This window comes from Gillisia sp. CAL575 (assembly GCF_000403785.1).
Lineage (GTDB): Bacteria > Bacteroidota > Bacteroidia > Flavobacteriales > Flavobacteriaceae > Gillisia.
This window is the reverse complement of sequence record NZ_APHJ01000039.1, coordinates 15462-34839: the sequence shown is the minus strand read 5'-3', so window position 1 is coordinate 34839 and position 19378 is coordinate 15462. Positions and strand designations below refer to the sequence as shown.

At 31.6% G+C, this 19378-nt stretch carries 20 protein-coding genes; 5 read left to right on the top strand and 15 right to left on the bottom strand.

Annotated features, from left to right (window positions below; all coding sequences use genetic code 11):
- The first annotated feature begins 167 nt into the window (after positions 1–167).
- Positions 168–1004, top strand: a complete 837-nt coding sequence (locus I130_RS12655; RefSeq protein WP_034923781.1) for a universal stress protein — start codon at positions 168–170, stop codon at positions 1002–1004.
- A gap of 26 nt (positions 1005–1030) precedes the next feature.
- Here the strand turns inward: I130_RS12655 and I130_RS12650 are convergent, their stop codons facing one another.
- From I130_RS12650 to I130_RS12620, 7 genes are all read right to left on the bottom strand, one after another.
- On the bottom strand, positions 1031–1687 hold the full coding sequence (locus I130_RS12650; protein ID WP_034923778.1) for a hypothetical protein: 657 nt from the start codon (positions 1685–1687) through the stop codon (positions 1031–1033).
- A 317-nt stretch (positions 1688–2004) separates the two neighbouring features.
- Positions 2005–3387 (bottom strand): MBL fold metallo-hydrolase RNA specificity domain-containing protein, encoded by a 1383-nt coding sequence (locus tag I130_RS12645; protein WP_034923775.1) that lies wholly within the window; start codon positions 3385–3387, stop codon positions 2005–2007.
- Entirely contained in the window at positions 3384–4232 is an 849-nt protein-coding gene (locus I130_RS12640; RefSeq protein ID WP_034923772.1) for a restriction endonuclease, read from the bottom strand. Before I130_RS12640 ends, I130_RS12645 begins: the two co-directional genes overlap by 4 nt.
- Positions 4233–4355: 123 nt before the next feature.
- On the bottom strand, positions 4356–5207 hold the full coding sequence (locus I130_RS12635) for a universal stress protein (RefSeq protein WP_034924180.1): 852 nt from the start codon (positions 5205–5207) through the stop codon (positions 4356–4358).
- Between the two features lie 65 nt (positions 5208–5272).
- Positions 5273–6121 carry a universal stress protein gene (locus tag I130_RS12630; protein WP_034923769.1) on the bottom strand — a complete coding sequence of 283 codons (849 nt, stop codon included), beginning with the start codon at positions 6119–6121 and terminating at the stop codon, positions 5273–5275.
- Between the two features lie 12 nt (positions 6122–6133).
- Positions 6134–6988 (bottom strand): universal stress protein, encoded by an 855-nt coding sequence (locus I130_RS12625; protein WP_034923765.1) that lies wholly within the window; start codon positions 6986–6988, stop codon positions 6134–6136.
- A gap of 10 nt (positions 6989–6998) precedes the next feature.
- Complete coding sequence (locus I130_RS12620) at positions 6999–7847, bottom strand: universal stress protein (RefSeq protein ID WP_034923762.1); 849 nt, start codon at positions 7845–7847, stop codon at positions 6999–7001.
- Between the two features lie 433 nt (positions 7848–8280).
- Between I130_RS12620 and I130_RS12615 the strand changes: the two genes are divergently transcribed.
- Positions 8281–9156, top strand: coding sequence for a DUF3298 and DUF4163 domain-containing protein (locus I130_RS12615; protein WP_034923759.1), 876 nt, complete (start codon positions 8281–8283; stop codon positions 9154–9156).
- 52 nt (positions 9157–9208) lie between these two features.
- Here the strand turns inward: I130_RS12615 and I130_RS12610 are convergent, their stop codons facing one another.
- On the bottom strand, positions 9209–10042 hold the full coding sequence (locus tag I130_RS12610) for a universal stress protein (RefSeq protein WP_034923757.1): 834 nt from the start codon (positions 10040–10042) through the stop codon (positions 9209–9211).
- A gap of 396 nt (positions 10043–10438) precedes the next feature.
- On the opposite strand from I130_RS12610, the gene I130_RS12605 reads away from it, so the two are divergent.
- Entirely contained in the window at positions 10439–11200 is a 762-nt protein-coding gene (locus I130_RS12605) for a patatin-like phospholipase family protein (RefSeq protein ID WP_034923754.1), read from the top strand.
- A gap of 173 nt (positions 11201–11373) precedes the next feature.
- Here I130_RS12605 and I130_RS12600 read toward each other — a convergent pair whose 3' ends face one another.
- The 7 genes from I130_RS12600 to I130_RS17005 form a co-directional block, all read right to left on the bottom strand.
- On the bottom strand, positions 11374–11601 hold the full coding sequence (locus I130_RS12600; RefSeq protein WP_034923751.1) for a hypothetical protein: 228 nt from the start codon (positions 11599–11601) through the stop codon (positions 11374–11376).
- A gap of 124 nt (positions 11602–11725) precedes the next feature.
- The gene (locus I130_RS12595) at positions 11726–12709 is read right to left on the bottom strand and encodes an MlaD family protein (RefSeq protein WP_034923748.1); all 984 of its coding nucleotides are present in this window, start codon (positions 12707–12709) and stop codon (positions 11726–11728) included.
- A 5-nt stretch (positions 12710–12714) separates the two neighbouring features.
- A complete protein-coding gene (locus I130_RS12590) occupies positions 12715–13467 on the bottom strand; it encodes an ABC transporter ATP-binding protein (protein WP_034923746.1) in 753 nt (250 codons plus the stop codon).
- 5 nt (positions 13468–13472) lie between these two features.
- Positions 13473–14249 (bottom strand): MlaE family ABC transporter permease, encoded by a 777-nt coding sequence (locus tag I130_RS12585; protein WP_034923743.1) that lies wholly within the window; start codon positions 14247–14249, stop codon positions 13473–13475.
- 100 nt (positions 14250–14349) lie between these two features.
- Positions 14350–14931 (bottom strand): outer membrane protein, encoded by a 582-nt coding sequence (locus I130_RS12580; protein ID WP_034923740.1) that lies wholly within the window; start codon positions 14929–14931, stop codon positions 14350–14352.
- A 110-nt stretch (positions 14932–15041) separates the two neighbouring features.
- Positions 15042–17570 carry a cation-translocating P-type ATPase gene (locus tag I130_RS12575; protein WP_034923737.1) on the bottom strand — a complete coding sequence of 843 codons (2529 nt, stop codon included), beginning with the start codon at positions 17568–17570 and terminating at the stop codon, positions 15042–15044.
- Between the two features lie 200 nt (positions 17571–17770).
- Positions 17771–18226 carry a methyltransferase gene (locus tag I130_RS17005; protein ID WP_034923734.1) on the bottom strand — a complete coding sequence of 152 codons (456 nt, stop codon included), beginning with the start codon at positions 18224–18226 and terminating at the stop codon, positions 17771–17773.
- A gap of 209 nt (positions 18227–18435) precedes the next feature.
- Here I130_RS17005 and I130_RS12565 point away from each other — a divergent pair, with 209 nt between their 5' ends.
- Together I130_RS12565 and I130_RS12560 are read left to right on the top strand one after the other, a co-directional pair.
- Positions 18436–18960 (top strand): glutathione peroxidase, encoded by a 525-nt coding sequence (locus I130_RS12565; RefSeq protein WP_034923731.1) that lies wholly within the window; start codon positions 18436–18438, stop codon positions 18958–18960.
- Positions 18960–19376, top strand: coding sequence for a hypothetical protein (locus I130_RS12560; RefSeq protein ID WP_034923728.1), 417 nt, complete (start codon positions 18960–18962; stop codon positions 19374–19376). The genes I130_RS12565 and I130_RS12560 overlap by 1 nt, the downstream gene beginning before the upstream one ends.
- Positions 19377–19378 lie beyond the last annotated feature (2 nt).

The window sequence follows — 19378 nt, the reverse complement described above, 5'->3', positions numbered from 1 at the left end:
ATCGAGATTTGAGAAATAAAACCTCTCGATGAGCAGCCCAAGTGAAACGGATGTGCATAGAAAGCATATTCCAATAATTTGGTAGCTAAACAATTATAGTGATACATGACTTTTATCATTCTATTTTAGCTAGTTTCCTGCTAATTTTAATGTTATAATCCACTACGATGAAAAATATACTATTACCCACAGATTTTTCTGAGAACTCCTTGAATGCTATTCATTACGCTCTAGAATTCTTGAAAGGAAATAGCTGTAATTTTTATATCCTGAATGTTCAAAAATCTTCAGATTTTCTTTCTGCAGATTTAGTTGCTGCAGCACCTGAAGCCTCGGTTTATGAAGCAATAACCAATGACAATAAGAAGGATCTTAAAGAATTAATAAAATCTTTGAAACTACAGTTTCTACAAGAAGATTTTACTTATAAACCGGTTTTTGACTTTGATAATCTTGTACATGCCATCAATGAAACTCTGGCCACTCATAAAATAGATTTGATTGTAATGGGCACCAATGGAACTACCAATGCTAGGGAAATTTTATTTGGTAGCAATACCATTCGGGTAATTAGAAAAATAAAATGTCCAGTTCTCGTGATACCAGAAAGCTTTAAATTCTCAAAAATTGAAAACGTTCTTTTTTCAACCTTCAGAAGTGAAGATTTTAATACTGCTGGAATTACTATTTTAAAGGAAATAATATCTAGGCACGAACCTAAAGTTACTGTAATGGAACTCAATAACAATCCCATTACAACAGAGGATAAAAAAGATGATACTCGGGTTAGAAAAGTTTTTAAAGATATTAAATATAATTTCTCTGTGGTTAATAGAATTCCAGCTGCAATGGCAATTAGCACAGTAACTCAACTTTTACATATAGATCTTCATGCAATGTTTCTAGATGAAGAAGAATCTTTCTTGGAACGATTCATATTTGGTTCAGAACGAACAAAAATGAGTTATGCCAGTAATGTTCCTCTTTTAATACTTCATAAATAGAATTTTTACATAGAGGAATTAAAAATTTATCTCGAAAAGATTTTGTTATCTTTTAAATTTTTAAACAGAACTTTTATATAATCATTAATGTTCTTCTCAATTGGTTTTGTGTCTACTATATCTATAGAAGCCTTGTAAAGTATTTGCCGTTGTGCAGCCGGACACAAACAGTAAAGTGAGGTTTCGGTGTGATATAATACATAGCTTTCAGACTCCTGGCTAGCATAAATTCCCTGATTGGAATAATAATCATCTTTAAATGAATCAAAATCTCTTAAAATATCATTGTATGATTGGGTTAATGCGATTTTCTCCTCCTGACCGGTAACTTTTGCTAACAGAATAGCATCAAAATTTGCTTCAATTAACTGCGCTTGAATTTGATTAAGTTGCTCCTCTGATTTTTGAATTTCTGTAAATGACTTTTCAAAAAAATCAAAACTCTTTACAGCGATCAGATTCTGTTTAGATAATTCATTTGCCACCTTTTTTTCGAAAATTCTTCGAATGTCATTATTCGGCGTCATTCCAATTACCAGCACTTTCCTAATGTTTGTATTTTGAATAACTGGGTTGGTATATTGCTCTACCAAATTGATCGAAGAACAGCTTGTAAAAAATAAGCAGAGTAAAAAACTAAGCTTATAAATTTTAATATTTCTAAAAATTATTATTGCTTTCATACTTATTGAGATAAACTAGCTTAGTACTCTTTTTTATTTGCCAACTTTCATAAGTCTTCTTAGAAGTTCAAAAAAATAGTTTTTAAATTTCTAACTTTTAAAGTAAAGGATTTAAATCTTTTTCTAAACTACTTAGATCAATGGGGCTTTTCTGCTTGCTTCAAGATTTTTACATGAAACAAGGAATTGAGTAAATTCTCATATGAGATCACTCAGAGATTGAATTTCATCAAAAGCATTCAAGTTCAGAAATACATCTTACAGTTTCCTATTGTCTAAGACGAAATTAAATTTAGGCTTATCAATAGAACTAATATCTATTCTGAAATTTCGATTTTAATTTCTCTGATCTCATTGAGTTTAGGGATAGTAGCCTTCCAATTATAAGTATCTTTTATTTTTACTCTAAAAGCATCAAGAGCTGTTGGTTCTCCATGAATCAAAAACACCTCTTCTGGAGTATTTTTAATTTCGCTCATCCAGTCCAATAATCCATTTTGGTCTGCATGCGCAGATAAGCTTTCTATATGATGCACCTTGGCTTTCACAGGATAATACTTTCCGAAAAATTTAATTTCTTGCGCACCTTCAAACAATTGTCTCCCACGAGTCCCTTCTGCCTGGTAACCAACTAGCATTATCAATGTGCTTGGCCTATCTATTAATTGTTGCAGATAAGTCAGTACCCGTCCTCCTGTAACCATCCCGCTACCCGCAATAACTATCTTTGGGCGTGGATTGTCTATCGTCTCCCAAGTTTCTTTATATGAAGTGATGATATTCATACGATTTTGCATCGCTATAAAATCCTTTGGTGGAATTTTATGCCAGTCTGGAAATTTTTGGAAAACAGATAGTACATTATTACCCATTGGACTATCTATAAAAACGGGAATATCTGGGATGAGATTTTCTTTGTAGAGTTTCCATAAAATAAACATTAAAGTCTGAAGTCTTTCTACTGCAAAAGACGGAATAATAAGAGTCCCTCTGTTCTCTATGGTTTCATTAATTAAGCCAACAAGTTTTTCTGAAACACTTTCTACTGGGTGTAACTTATTCCCATAAGTACTCTCAACAAAAAGATAATCTGCATACTCTGGTTTTTTCGGCGGGTATAAAAGCAAATCATGCTCTCTCCCAATATCTCCTGAAAAAACAAAAATCTTTCCTGAAATATCTAGCTCAATAAATGTGGCGCCTAAAATATGACCGTTATATTGAAACCGATATTTTATGTTCTTTGTTAATGTGATCCAGTGATCTATTTCTTCAGATCTAAAAAATCCAAGAGTATTCTCCGCCTCTCTAATTGTATAAAAAGCTTCTGCTGGTTGATGTTTTGTATATCCTTCTTCATTGGCTCGTTCAGCACTTTCTTCATGAATTTTGCCACTATCTCTCAAAATGATTTCTGTAATTCCAAGAGTTGGCGCTGTACCTATAATTTTTCCTCGAAAACCTTGTTTCACCAACCTTGGCAAATAACCAGTGTGATCTAAATGCGCATGCGTAAGTAAAACAAAATCTATGATAGAAGCATCTACTGGAAAAGGTTCCCAGTTCTTTTCTCTTAATTCTTTGATCCCCTGAAACATCCCGCAATCAATTAAAATGTTTGCTTCTTGAGATTCCAATAAAAACTTAGAACCAGTAACTGTGCAAGACGCACCTAAAAAATGAATTTTTATAGATTTCATGATTTATTTCTTATAGGGTTACAGAGCATGTTAATTTCCTTGAAGATCTTCTCTTTTCTTTTATCAGAGATACCTAAGTGATCTAAATAAAATTTATCTTTTAAGAGCTGTTTTAACAATACCACATCTCTACTTATTAAAAATTGTTTTTCTCTAATTGTTAGAAGTGTGGATACAGTTATTGGGTACAATCTTAGCCGGTCTATTCTATCTTTTATCCCGTTTTCAGATGGATAATCCCAGCTTAATAGATGCAAACCACTGCACTTACCGTAAATCAATGCATCTTTAGTAAACTGGGTATTTGTTACTACCCAACCTTCTGTGGGGCAGTTTTTGGAGTCTTTACAATTTGTGATAATGTCTTGATATCTGGAATGAATATATAGCGGAACCTTTACATCACACTTTTTACTGCGATCACTGTGAAATTTACATTCTGCAACTATATATTCTTTCTCCTTTTTTGCAATTACATCTATCTCATGAGTTACACATTTACCCTGTAAAATTTTACCTATTTGAATGTCATAGCCAGAAAATTCCAGCAAAGCCCCGATGAATTTTTCAAAAGGAAATCCAGTTGGACCAAGTTCATAAATAGCCTTTTTGAGCTTGTATTTCGAGGCATATATCGCCTTGTTCTTTTTTAATAATGCGAATGCCCGATTGTAAATTTCCTTTGTGGAGATCCCTTGGTATAACTCATCACGAACAATATTTATGATCTTCTTAATACTAGCATCATCTGCTCCACTCCTCTTTAATGAATTATGAAGTTTTGGAATTGAAAATTTCTCTCCTTCTCCTGATGATTTTTGTATAAAAATTTCCTCATTATCCATTTGTCCATTTTATATAAATACGCAGAATATTAATTCCAAACATTCATTCTATAATAGTCTCTAGCATAATATAAAGTGCCATATTATCATCTTACCTAATATTTTATTTTATAATTAAAAAGCTTAATTACGTAAATCATGTAATACTAACACAGGAACCTTTGCGTGTTGCCCAAGCTCCTTTACTAAAGGTTTAGAAAAAAGTGTATCAAAAAAAGCATGTTTTTTATTTATAAAAACAATCATTTCACTACCTCTACTTTGTACAAATAAATGTAATCCTGTTTGAACATTATCAAAATCTAACCAATGAAATGTATACACTATTCCGTCTAAACATTCTTCCAGTAAGGCTTTCTTTTCCTTTTGTTCAGCATCGAGTGAGTTCGATTTACTTACGTGTAAAACTCTAACCGGTGAATTAGTTAATTTTGAAATTTGAAAAATGAATTTTAATTCCCGTCTCTTAAAATGAGTCTTGTAACTCGTAGGAAAAACAATCTCTTTGGGATCCTTATACTGAAGATGATGAGGAATAACTAGAACAGGACAATTTCTAATTTTCTCCATCATGGAAATAGCATTTCTACCATAAACAATTTCTAAAGCATCTGTGTCTCCCTTATTTCCAATTATAATAAGCTCTATGTCTTTAGTTTCTATAAAATCTTTAATTGCATCTAAAGGACTACCATTTACTGCATGTATAGAATAGGTATGTTTATAATCAAGATTCCTCATATTGATCATTTCTAAAACTTTTTCTAATTGAGCTTCAGATTTAGATTTAGATATTTTATAGAGTCTATCTTCAGAATCGCCTGGTGTATTTATACCTAAATTTACTACCTCAAACTTGAATGCATTAAGTAAATAAAATTCGCATTCATCGTTTTTATATAATTCACTAGCATATACGATGGTGTTCCATGAATTTTTGGAAAAATCTGTTGGTAATAAAATTTTCTTTTTCATTTCTAAGTATTTAATTTTCATCTGTTAAATGTACTAGCCGTACGGCTTAATTTCTATGATAATTATCAGCTGGCAGTAGGAATTACTAAATAAGGCCGGTTGGAGTACAATCCCATATTTTTAATTATGGATTCTCTTAAAACGTTTTCCAACAAACTGTGCTTATAATATACCATTGCCAAAATATTAAAGTCAAAGTACATAACATATTGCAATAGACTCTCTGTTTTATTGGATAATATTTCTTCTTCAAAAAGTTTATAATCAATCTCGAACAACATATCTTTAAGATCATGTATATTTTTCCGTTGGATTTCAGTAATAATTTCTTGCTTGCCCAGAAACAATATATTTAATACAGCATTATGAGCTTTCGCAAACTCTATAATTGGAGCTATTTCCTTGGTTGTAAATTTCCTTGTAAAATCTGTAGCAAATCCAATTTTATTGATCTCAACAAATTCAATTTCATTAGGAATCATCAAGAGCGGTGCTCCTTTTAACTTATTGATAACTCTAACAGTATTACTACCAAACAATACATCTTTTGCACCTGTTATCCCTTTAGTTCCCATCACTACATAATCTATACTTTTAGATTTTATTAGAGTATTAATAATCTTTTGAAGATCTAGAAAGGTGGAGATTATTTCAAACTTATGCTGTTTATTTCCTGTATCCAGAACTATTTTATGCTTTACCTGATTACATTTATCTTGAGATTTACTGGTTAAACGCTCGATGATCTCTTCATTTTTTGCGGATAAAATTCCATTTGTTTGTTTAATTACCTCGGCTTCAAAAGAATTGACTAAATAAAAAGTGACATTTTCATTCTTAAATAACTGTGTGGCATAATGTAAAGCACTATACGCATTCTTAGAGAAATCTGTTGGAACCAGTATGTTTTTCATTTGTATATGCTTTTAATTCGTCATACTTTCTTCTGAAGGAATTACCAAAAAAGGAACTTGTGTATGAAATACTATTTTATTGATTACAGGTTCAAATAATATGTTTTCAAAAAAGGAATGTTTGGTATGAATCATTACTAATAAGTTGATTTTGTTTTTTAATTCAAATTCAACGATCGCTTCTTGAAGCTTTTTATTTTCTGAGACATGAAATTTATGATCATTATTTTCGAAGTATTTATCCAAGAAATCCATCGTCATTTCATTTTTGGAATCTGTATTCTCTTCATGAACAATATTAAATATATGTAGTTTAGAATTATGGGAATTACACAGATCTCTTATAAAGGTCAAATATTTGTTTTTATATGAGAATTTAAAATCGGTTAGAAATAAGATCTCCTTTGGTTCTTCGTAACTAAAATTTGCAGGCACAACCATCACTGCACATTTTACCTTTTTGATGGTAAACATTGTATTAGTTCCCAGAAATATTTCTTTGGCTCCCGTTGCTCCCGTAGTACCCATAACAATAAGATCTATATTCTTATCCTTTACCTGATCCTGCATTTCATTTACTAGCATATTAAAAGAGCTAATTTTTTGAAAACTATGATTTGGGTTTTTAAATTTATCTTTCAAACGTTTCTCTGTTTTATCCAGATTTTGTGCTACTGTAATTTTCAAAATTTCCAGAAGTTCAAAGGTAGAATAACTGTCTGCTGCAGTTCCCACATTATAAGTTACAGGTGTATATGTATGTAAAAGGAAAAACTCACATTTCTCTTTTTCAAAAAATTGAACAGCATAACAAATTGCATTGAAAGCATTATCAGAAAAATCTGTTGGTAATAAAATACGTTTCATATCTAATGTATTAATAACGTTGTAAGTTTTGGAGTATTAAAAATGGAAGTTCTAATTTCAATCCAATTTTTTCTATGGTAGAATTGTACAAAATGCTTTCTAAATAGGAATGTCTGGCATTTACCATCACCAACATATCTATGTCATTCGCTTTTATGTAATTATTTATTGTAGAGGTAAGATCCTCTCCAGTAACCGTAATACACTCTGTTATGTTATTTTCTATACAACTCTCTAAAAAGGCTTTATTATCTAGCTGTCTATAGGATAATTGTTCAAACTTGTAAACATGTAGAAATGTAATGCTTGCAACAAAACTAGCTGCCAAAGTGCTTAAAAGTTTAATTTCTCTTCTCTTATATGGTAATAAATAATCTGTAGGAAATAGAATTTTGGTTGGAGTTCTTTTTCTAAAAGAATTTGGAATGGCAAGCACAGGGCATTTCACATACTTAACTACACTCAGAGTATTGCTCCCAAAGCTCAATTTTTTATCGTTGGTTCTTCCTCGAGTCCCCATAACTATAACGTCTATATTTTCTTTATCTGCTAGATCATTGACTGCATCTACTAATGTTTCAAATTCTGAGCAGGTAATTAATTCATGATTTGGGTTTGGAGAAAATGAAAGGATTTCTTGTTTCAGTTTTTCTAATTCTTCCTCAGAATTTCTAAGTACTTGTTGTTTCAATACATCAAACTCCGTTCGAGCCAAAAGACCTTTAGTATTATAAACTTCATCTGCATACGTGTGCAAAATATAAATCTCGCAATGCTCATATTTAAATAATTCAAGCCCATACTTAATGGCATTTAAAGCATTTTCAGAAAAGTCTGTCGGAATTAAAATTTTTCGCATGAGTCTAGTTTTTAAAGGAATACTTAAAATTACGACAAAGATTTAATGAAAAAAATGACAAGAGTCATCTATTCAATTTATTACAAACTATACAGGATCTTAGTTATTTTATTGAATAGATATATTTCATATCTCAAGAGTTCCCTAAAAAGAATATTATAATTATAAGAAATACTTTATAAAAGCTTCAACTAGGAGAAAATCAATAAAATGATAATTATCATTTTTAAAGACTAAAACAGGAGTTAGTTTTGCTAGTAGAATTAAATAGCTGATTTCTGGCCATTTATGCAAAAAAAGCATTCATTTTTATTTAACAATATAGAAGATTATTATAGAAATCTTTCTGTGTAATTAAATAATATTGGATTCGTCATTATTTAAAAGTAAGTATAATTCTTACTTCATTATTCTTATATTAAACTCATCTTTTATGAAGATCCTAATAACCTTAATATTTTGTATAAGCTTAATTTCTTGTAAAAAGGAAACTTCTAATCAACTAGAAACTGATAGTTTGGAAATTAGTAAGGATAGCATCACTGTCAATAAGGATTCTATTATAGTTTTAGAGGAGAATGAATTTAAGAAAGAACAGTCTATAAATATAAAAAGAGCATCAATCCTTAATAAAAAAGATGATAAAGCTGAATTAAAAGAGCTCGTTTTATCTAGATCGTTTATAAAAGATGAAGAATGTTATCTTATCACCTATAAATACCCATACCTAAATGAAAATATTAAGGAATCCTATGCTAATTTCAATAGCTATTTAGAAAATGATTATTTGGATATTAAAGGAGTGGAGAAGGCTATTCTAGAAGAAGAAAATATGAATTGTGACCCTACACTTACGGTGGATAATAGATCGCAGAAAAAGGTAGATTACAAAATTTTTAGTCTGGATGATAAACTAATAAGCGTACTATTCTACAATGAGAATTTTTATAGTGGAACATTACATCCATCTTATTCTTTCGATTGTCTCAATTTTGATTTGACTCATTCTAAATTTATGAAATATGAAGATTTCTTTAATACAGGATCTGAAGAGGAGTTAAGGGATATATTAAATGAAGTGCTTTCCAATAAAATAAAGTCTGGAGACGTTTATTACGACTGTTGGGAAATTTCAGCAGATGATTTTTATAGCAGCAAAGATAATTTTGTGATCAATAATCTATCTGTTGAATATTATTTCGCCGATTGCGTTATTTGTCCTTCTTATACAGGAACTTTTTCTGTGAGTATTCCTCTGGAATTTCTGAAACCTGTTTTAAAACAGCATAATTCCAATCCATTACTGTAATCATTACTTAGATTTATTAATTACAGAAATAGCAGGGAAGCCTTAAATAAATCTATTTTTTAAAACTTATAACTGGTATATCCGAATGATTTACCAAAGACTCTCCTTTATTTGTAGAAAAGAAGTGAGCAAGCCCTTTTCTCCCTCGTGTAGGAATTGCAACTACATCTGCTTTAAATTTATTAGCATAATGGTATATACCATTTTCCAGGTTATAATCATTGTAAAAGATCACATCTTCAGAAAAATTAAAATCCACTATTTCAGATTTTTTAATAAATTCCATCGCCTTTTCTTCCATTTCATGGTTGTTTAAAAAGTTTTCAGGTAGATTTATGTAAAGGAGCTTAAATAAACTCTTAAAGGGTTTAAAGAAGTTCCAAGCGTTACAAAATGGCATAATATAATCTTCATTAAAATCGCATATAAATACCACTTTATTAAATTTAAAGTTAACCACTGGAGTCTTAATAACCAATACAGGCAAACTAGAAGTCCTTACTACCTTCTCTGTATTGGAGCCAACAAAAACCTCACTAATTCCTTTGCTACCATGAGAACCCATTACTATTAAACAGGCTCCAAGCTTTTTTGCAATGCGGTCTATTTCAAAAAAATCTTTATTCCGTTGAACAAATGGCTGAATTTTAACTCCATTTAAATATACACGATCAAGAAAATCTGTAAACTTACTATCAGAAAATTTCAAATTTAATATCGATTCTTGTAATTCTTCAGTTTCTCTTCTAGTTAAGCCTTCATCAGAGAGCCCTAACATATGAAGCGCTACAAGTTCACTCTTATTTCTTTTTGCAATAGTGGCTGCTACTCGTAATGCAAACTCTGAATGTTCAGAAAAATCTATTGGCACAAGTATTTTATCCATCTTTTTAAAATTTAGTAAGTATTAGAATTGGGACTGAAAACAAAATAGTCTATTCCTTAGATATAGCTATTTCTCCCATTATAAGGCAATTACTGTTAGCTAAATATCTCTAAACAAGTACTAGTTCTCGACATAAGAAGATCATAGCGGTTAAGAACTCGCACTAAATAGTAACTTAAAAATACTTATTTACCAATAAAGAACATATGATAATAGTCATATGAATCCCAATAAATGTAAATTATATTTAATGAGAATTAGAAAATATAAGCTGAATAAAATTCCTTTTATTAGGAAATAGTGGCTTGGAGAATGAATATTAAATACAAATAGCCAGAAAAATCGGTTAGATTTTGTTTAGAATTTCAGATATAGATTACATAAATTTAATGAAATATGGGAATTGGATTAGTACTATCTGGTGGCGGTGCAAGAGGAGTTGCGCATATTGGCGTGCTTAAGGCCTTGGAGGAATATGGTGTAGAGATCACTCACATTTCTGGCACGAGTGCTGGTGCAATCGTTGGAGCGATGTTTGCTGCTGGAAATTCTTGGCAAGATATTTTTATATTTTTTAAAGAAATCTCTGTCTTCAATTATCGCCGCTATGCGATAAATAAACCAGGATTTATAGACACTCTAAAGTTTTATAAAGATTTTGAAGGCATATTTAAAGAAGATAATTTTGCGTTTTTAGAGAAAGAGCTTTTTGTTACCGCCACAAATTTGATAGATGGTAAAATTAAGATCTTTAATAAAGGAGAATTAATAAAACCAATACTAGCTTCAGCCTCATTTCCTGGAATTTTTACTCCTATTCCAATTAAAAAAGGAGTTTATGTTGATGGTGGACTTCTTAATAATTTCCCGGTAGAACCTTTGAGACCTCTTTGCAATCAAATAATTGGAGTATTTGTAAATCCATTAGAGACTATAAAAATTGGAGATTTAATTCATTCCTATCAAATTCTCAATAGATCGTTACAAATAAGTTTAGGGAATCAATCGCTTCACAAATTTAAAGATTGTGATTTTGTTATTTCCCCCACGGGTCTTACAAAGTTTAGAATCTTTGATTTAAAAACCCTCGATGCTATTTTTGAAATAGGTTATCGTGCTGCCGTTGAAGCATTAGAAATAAACAAAAACTTACTATAGCTATTATAAACTTATTAAGCAGATTGATTAAAGCCTAACTTTCTTGGCTTATTAGGAAGCTCCCATTGAATCATTCCTTTCAGGAATTCATCAATTTTTTCTATAATAAACTTTTCAGTTATATCTAATGGATTATATAACCCTAACTCAGCAATATTGTTTTCTGAGGGTAGTTAATCTATTTCGGGAAATAGGATAAAAATAAAAACATCCCCACTATAGGTTTGTGAGAACACCAATGCTCCGCCCGGAATGAATTGAAATGTGGGGATCTGATTTGTGCAATCTATTAAGTCTTTTGCAAAAGAATCGAACGAAATATTTAATGCTTCATTATTGTGTATCCAATTGAGTTCCTGCACACTCCATCCCAGCTCATACTTCACAGCAATTTCTTTCAAGGTTTTATGTAATAGTGGTTTTATAAGATCATTCCACTGTACCTTTTTATCTACAACTGTCTAAATAGAATCTATATAATCATTAATTCTTTCCTCTAAATGTTCTACTTTCATGTCCATCAAATTAGTTGCGTTTATCATCTCTTTCCTTTTGTCTTTCTAACTTGTTGAAATATCCTTTAAAGAAGAAATTATGCTTTAAGGCTTCCATATTTTGATTCAACTTAAAAGTTGATTCTTTAATATATATCATAGTAGAGTCTAAATTCTTAACCAACTCCTCATCTGTAGTTAGATAATTAAGAGTCCCTTTTCCTTTTTTTATTTCAGCAACAATACCTCCTAGATCTTCAGTAACGCTATTTATATCCTTGCTGGATTGCTCTAAATTATCCAAGACTAGTTTTATTTGATTACCTGCAACGGTATCATTTAATAGAACACCAGCTACACTTTTTTCCATATCTATCTTGGCAATAACTCTATTTAAATTATACATAGTATTAGAAGTACTTTTGGAAGTGGCTTTGAGTTTGTCTATGGTTTCTTTAATGTTCCCGGCCATTGTAGTGTCTGCTATCAAAACTCCAAGGGTACCTTTGCCTTCTAAAATCTTATTGGTAATCTTTAATAGATCTGCGGTAAGCAGTGCTGCGTTTTCGTTGGTAACATTTAAAGTAGAAAGCATCTCATCTGTTCCAATTTTACTATAAGATACAATAGTGTCGCTGGAAATAACAAAAGGAGACTCTCCTGTTGCTGGTAGAATATTAACCACCATACTCCCTACCAATCCATCAGAACCAATAGTAGCAATCGAATTTTTCCGAATAAATTTTGCTGTTTTTTCTTCAATCATCATTTCTACAATGATATTAGATTCCCCAAGCATTTCAATTTTAGCTACTGTTCCAACATTAATTCCAGAATAGCGCACGTTATTTCCCAGTTGCAATCCATTAACATTGGCAAATTCTGCATAAATAGAAATGTTTTTACTGAATAAATGCTGCCTGTTTCCTATAAAATATAGGGCGGCGATAAGAAGTAGGGATCCTACCACTACAAATACCCCTAATCTTATTTTTTGTGAAGTTGACTTGTTCATATCTATTAATTTTTAAAAAATGCTTGCACTTTTGGATCTTGTGAAGCTATTAATTCTTGATAAGTGCCTTCAGCATAATTTACACCATCCACCAATAATATCATTCTATTAGAAATAACTCGTGCACAATCCACATCATGGGTTATAATTAAGGAAGAGGTACTATAAGTGTCTTGAATAGTTCGCATAAGTTGTATTATTTCTTTAGATGTTATGGGATCTAAACCCGTTGTTGGCTCATCGTACAAAATTATTTTTGGTTTTAAAATAAGTGCTCTGGCCAAAGCCACTCTTCTCTGCATTCCTCCAGAAAGTTCTGCTGGCATAAGATCTATGGAGTTTGCCAAACCCACATTATTTAGGGCTTCTAAGACCAGCGATTCTGTATTCCCTTTTAATTCGAGCTTTTTCTTATGGCGTCTTAGTGGGAATTCCAAGTTTTCCCGAACGGTCATAGAATCATACAGCGCGCTTCCCTGAAATAAAAAACCAATCTCTGTACGTAAAATGTCCAATTCCTTTTGCCCCAACTTAGTAATATCATGATCTTTAATTCTTATACTGCCGCTATCAGCTTCAATTAAACCAACCAAACATTTTATCATTACAGACTTCCCAGAGCCAGATTTGCCCATCACTACCAGATTTTCACCTTTAAAAAGTTTTAGATTAAAACCATCCAATACATGATTTTCTCCAAAGCTTTTTCGTAAATCTTTGAGTTCGAGAACCGGCGCTGTTTTATTTTCTGATTCCATTAGCTTTAAAAAAATATATCGGTTATAAATACTGCAATAAAATCTATTACAAATAAAAGCATAGAAGTATATACCACTGCTGAATTCGAGGCCTCTCCTACTCCAACTGTTCCTTTAGAACAATAATATCCCTTATAACAACCTACTAAGCCAATCGCAAATCCGAAGAAAAAAGATTTGATAGTTGCAGGAATAATATCAGCATAACTAATAGCATCAAATACTTGATTGAAATATAGAAGATAGGAGACTTCCCCTTTCAGATTTTCTATAAGTGCCGATCCTAATAATGCTACTGTATCTCCAATAACGATAAGTAACGGTAACATTAATGTTGTAGCAGCAATTCTTGTAACCACTAAATACTTAAAAGGGTTGGTACCAGACACTTCCATAGCATCTATTTGTTCTGTAACCCTCATAGAGCCTAGTTCTGCACCAATTCCAGAACCAATTCTACCTGCACAAATAAGAGCAATAATAACTGGACCTATCTCACGTACTATAGAAATACCCACCATAGAAGGCATCCAAGATTCTGCACCAAATTCTGTTAGAGTGGGCCTGGATTGTAATGTAAATACCAATCCTAAAATAAACCCCGTCACCACTACAAGTAATAATGACCTATTACCCATATTAAAACATTGGCGCATAAGCTCCTTAAACTCAAAAGGCGGCTTAAATACCTCCCTAAAAAATCGGAGAGTGAAATAGGACATATCTCCTACTTCAGCAAAGAAATCTTTTGTATTGTCTATTATGGTTTTATCTCTCCCCATTAAGTTGAATTTATTCCAAACTCAAATATAACCTGTGTTGAAATTAGTAAAAATGATATTAATCAGCTATGAACAGGATAAAGCAGAATGAGAATATTTGCTAAAAACTTACAGCAAGTCCCAAACCGAAGGAAATATATTTGTGCTCAATTTTTTCAGTAATATTTAAATATGTCAAGTCTTTTGATAAAAAGCGATATCTCAATTCTGGACGTAAAGACCAGTTATCTGCAATAAAATATTCCAGTCCTACTGAAGCCTGCCAGCCAAATCCGTGTCCAGTATCTCCAAGGGTCTCATTAAATCTATCCTCTACTTCCAAATGATTATAGATTCCACCAGCATTTAGCACATAGAATGTTTTAGAGAAATTAAGAAAAGGATTTGAGAACTTTAACCCGAAGCTATAGCCGGTTTCCCTGATATCGCTTTCTTCAGTTATAAGAGCTTTCTTCGTTGTGAATTGATTCCATCCCCAACCCGCATACGCATCGAACTGAGGTGAAATTTTGTACGCTCCAATCAGTTCGAAACCAAAACCAGTTTGCAAGCTAGTTTCGCCAATATCTGTACTCGGGAAATTTAGTCCTGGCTTAAATTCCAGAGTCCATTTATCTTGACCCATTAAATTTAAACTAAGAAGCAAAAAACTTAAGAAAATCGAATATTTAAATGGTTTCATTTCGAATAAGTTAAGAATTATTAATGTTTAAAACTAGAGAGACAAACCAATTTTAACAATGATAATTATCATTAATCTGAAATAATGAAGTTTATTATGTTTACTGAAACTCAGCTAAACCTTATACTTTTCGAGTGGTCTATATTGTTAATTCGCTTTCTCCATTTTACCAGTTCATACCAAATAACTGAGATGAATCCGGTAGAAACACTTATTATAATTTGAAAAATGTCTAATGACTGAAACTCAAAGAATTTAGTTATAGGTGCTATAAATAGCAGCATCAATGTAATTCCAACGGTGATTCCAATTATTAATGGAATCAACTTATTTACGTATCTGAAAGTAGTGAGTAAAGAATAATAGAAGGAACGATTAATAAAGGTTAGAAAAATATTTGCTGAAATAAGAGTGGTAAAAACCATGGTTCGCGTTGTATATTCATCATAACCATAACTCACAGAAAACTGATATATTCCAAGCACTCCTAACGTAATTACCAAACCTTGCAAAACACTTGTTGTTAGTTCCTTCCAATTAAAAAATGTGGTAGAAAGGAGTCTAGGCTTTTTAATCATAATATCCTTTTCTATGGGTTCATTTTCATAAACTATAGAACAGGTAGGCCCCATTATTAACTCCAGTAAAATAATATGAATAGGAGAAAAAATATTAGGATAGATCCAACCTAACATTAATGGAATAGCAACAATGAGTATAATAGGAATATGAATGGAAATGATATATTGAATTGCTTTCTTTAAATTAGTATAGATACGGCGCCCCATTGCAATTGCGTCAATCATCTTTTCTAAATCATCTTCCAGTAAAATTAAAGAGGCAGCTTGCTTTGCTATTTCTGTCCCTTTTTTTCCCATGGCAATTCCAATATGGGCAGCTTTAAGAGCTGGGGCATCATTTATACCATCTCCCGTCATCGCTACGATTTCTCCATTCGCTTTTAAGGCGTTTATAATTCTGAGTTTAGCTTCAGGAAACATTCTGGTAAAAAGCTCAGTCTTTAAGACCACTTCTTGAATTTCAGAATCTGACAACTCCATAAGCTCATCTCCGCTCATGTTTTTATCATATCCTTCAAAGCCTATTTCTTGTGCAATAGCCATAGAAGTTTCAGCAATATCTCCCGTAATTATTTTTACTTTAATTCCAGCTTTATAGAAACCTTGAAAAACTTTTTCTATATTTTTTTTGGGAGGATCGTAAAAAGCCACAAGGCCTTTAAAACTAAACTGAAATTCCTGCTGTGTTTTGGGCCATTTGTCACCATTAAAATCGGCTAATCCTACTCCTAGAAGTCTGTATCCTTTTTTTGCTAAATGCTTAATAACCTTAAGAATTTCATCCTTTTCTTCAGGATCTAGATTAGATATTTCTAAAAATGCTTCGGGAGCTCCCTTTGCTGCTATTATTTTCTCTCCTTTACTATTCTGAAATATATGAGTCATCATTGGTGGTTTCCCGCCAAGAGGATATTCGTGAATTATTTTATATTCCAATCGCTCATCCACAAGAAAATTATCAGAATATGCTTCATGTAAGGCTATTTCCATAGGATCAAACGCAATTGGCTCGCTGGCCCACATAGAAATTCTAATAAGTTCTTTTCCTGCTTTGTTTAAAGGTTCCTTTGGATCTTGATATTCCTTTGTTTCAGCAGCATATATGGAGACTAAACTCATCTTATTTTGAGTGATGGTACCAGTTTTATCTACACAAATAACGGTAGCGCTTCCCAGAGATTCTACCGTTTTCATTTGCTTTACAATTACTCCTTGCTTCATTAGTCGCCATGCTCCCAATGCCATAAAAGTGGTAAATGCTACAGGGATTTCTTCAGGTAAAATACTCATTGCAAGAGTTAATGCCTTCAAGAAACTATCTAATAAATCTAATGAGCTTCTAAAGTTAAGTATCCAGACAATGATAAAAACAATGGCTCCCCCACCTATCATTTTTTTTACAAAATTATTTATCTGTTTCTCTAATGGAGTCTTTTCTTGATCTATGGTTTCAACACTTTCTCCTATTTCTCCTAACTTGGTTTTAATGCCAATAGCTGATACGCTGGCAATTGCCAAACCTCCCGTAACATAAGAGCCCATGTATATTAAATTATTATCTTCAGTTTTATCTTTATAAATAGAAAAAGATTCTCCCGTAAGTAAAGATTCGTTCACTAAAAAATCATTCGAATGTACAATTATAGCATCCGCCGGGATGGTGGTGCCTTCTTCCATCATGACACTATCTCGTAGCACAAGCTCCTCTGTGCCAATAGTTAAAACTTCCCCTTCCCTAATAACTTTACAATGAGGCTTAGTAATTTTCTTTAATTTGTCTAAGGCAGACTTACTTTTGGAATCTTGGTATAGAGAAATTGCTGCCACTAACACAATGGCAATGGCTAAAAAGATACCATCTCCAATATCTCCTACTATAAAATATATGGAAGAAGCAACCAATAATAAGAGCACCATTGGTTCTTTTAGCAAACTTTTTAGAGCCTCAAGTATTTGATTTTTTTTCTTGAATGCTATGGTGTTAGAACCATGTTTGAGACGAGAACTCAATACTTCCTCTTTATTTAGACCAACTATTCCGAAAGTATTTATACCCATAAAATTTGTATTAAAGATATTCCTTTGATGTACTCAATTTAAGCTAGTTGTAACCTAGATGAACTGATAATTATCATTTCCAGCCATATTTAGATGAATTCTGAATACTGTTTTTTATTCTGCATCTAGACCAAAAAGAGCGATTAGAAAAGAAAGATTATAAAGGATTTAGTAAGAAATCCTGTTTCGATCTAATTTTATCATTTAAATATCGGAAAGAATCTACCTGTGACTTTCTTATAATTTTCATAGTTTAAAAATTGCTGACACAATTTTCTTTCTTCATAAATAGATTTGAAATAAAATAGGAAATATAAAATTACAGCAATGATCAGCTTGTAGATGGAGCCAGAATATATAGCATAACTAATACTGCACATTATAATACCACTGTAAATAGGATGACGCATATATTTAAACATTCCACTTTTTATTAAAATTGTTTTAGATCTGGGCGAAGGAAAGGGAGATATATTTGTATTGAGTTGAAAAATTGAAATCAGAATAATTAAAATCCCAAGCATTATACATATCCCTACCACAACCTTGACCAAGGATGGAATATTAAAATTCAAAAATTGGAGATCTAAAAAATAGATTATAAATAAGATGATTTGAATTCCAACGAATGCATAATCCTTTAGTTCTAATCTCATTATTTAAGCTTTTAAAATTATTAAAATCTTCTCCTTAGCTCTGATAAGCGTATAGACTAAGTTATAAAAATATTGATATTGATATTTAATTCAATAACACATAGATATTATAAAACCTATCCATCTTGTTTATTTAGCAATAGCTTAATAATTGATTAACTTCACCTTCCAGCTTTTAAATTGAATTTTGTAAAGAAAAATAAATTAGCATGAAAACTATCGATAAAGCAAAATTGTCCCCAAATACTTCATCAGAATCAAAAAGACAATCAATCTATGATATTGCTATTAACTCAATAAATGGCAAACCAATTTCGCTTTCAGAATTTAAAGGCAAGAAAATACTATTTGTGAATGTGGCTTCAGAATGTGGTTTTACCAAACAATATAAAGAATTGCAGAAGCTTAGTGATAGCTATCCTGAAGAGCTTGTTGTTATTGGTTCTCCTTGTAATCAGTTTGGTAAACAGGAGCCCGGAGATGCTTCACAAATTCAAGAATTTTGTGAGTTGAATTTTGGTGTTAAATTTTTACTTACCGAAAAAATAGATGTAAAAGGAAGTAAACAACATCCGTTGTATACATGGCTTACGTCAAAAGACTTAAACGGAAAGAAAAGTTCTAGTGTTAAATGGAATTTTCAGAAATATTTAGTGGACGATAAAGGAGATTTAATCAATTATTATTTTTCTATTACTAACCCAATGAGTTCGAAAATCACTAAGCACCTATAATGCAAATAGATATTATTCGGCTTTTATTAGATTTTGGATTAGTTGTTTTAATATGGATTATTCAGCGTATTGTATATCCAAGTTTTCTTCATTATAACACAGAAAACCTCGTAAGATGGCACAGAATATATACTTCTCGTTTTAGCACAATAGTCATTCCGCTAATGTTTGGGCAACTTGGGATTTCTATTTATCAAGTGTTCACAAATACTAGTTTTTATACAGTGAGTAGTCTAGTAATTATCATTTTAATATGGATCTCTACGTTTGCGATCTTTGTACCTATCCACGCTATTATTTCAAATGAGAATTCGAGCGAAATTGATTTGGGATCCTTGGTGAATAAGAATTGGATGCGAACGATCTTGTGGACGCTACTATTTATCTATAGTTTTTTTGAAGTATTGGATTTTTAAAA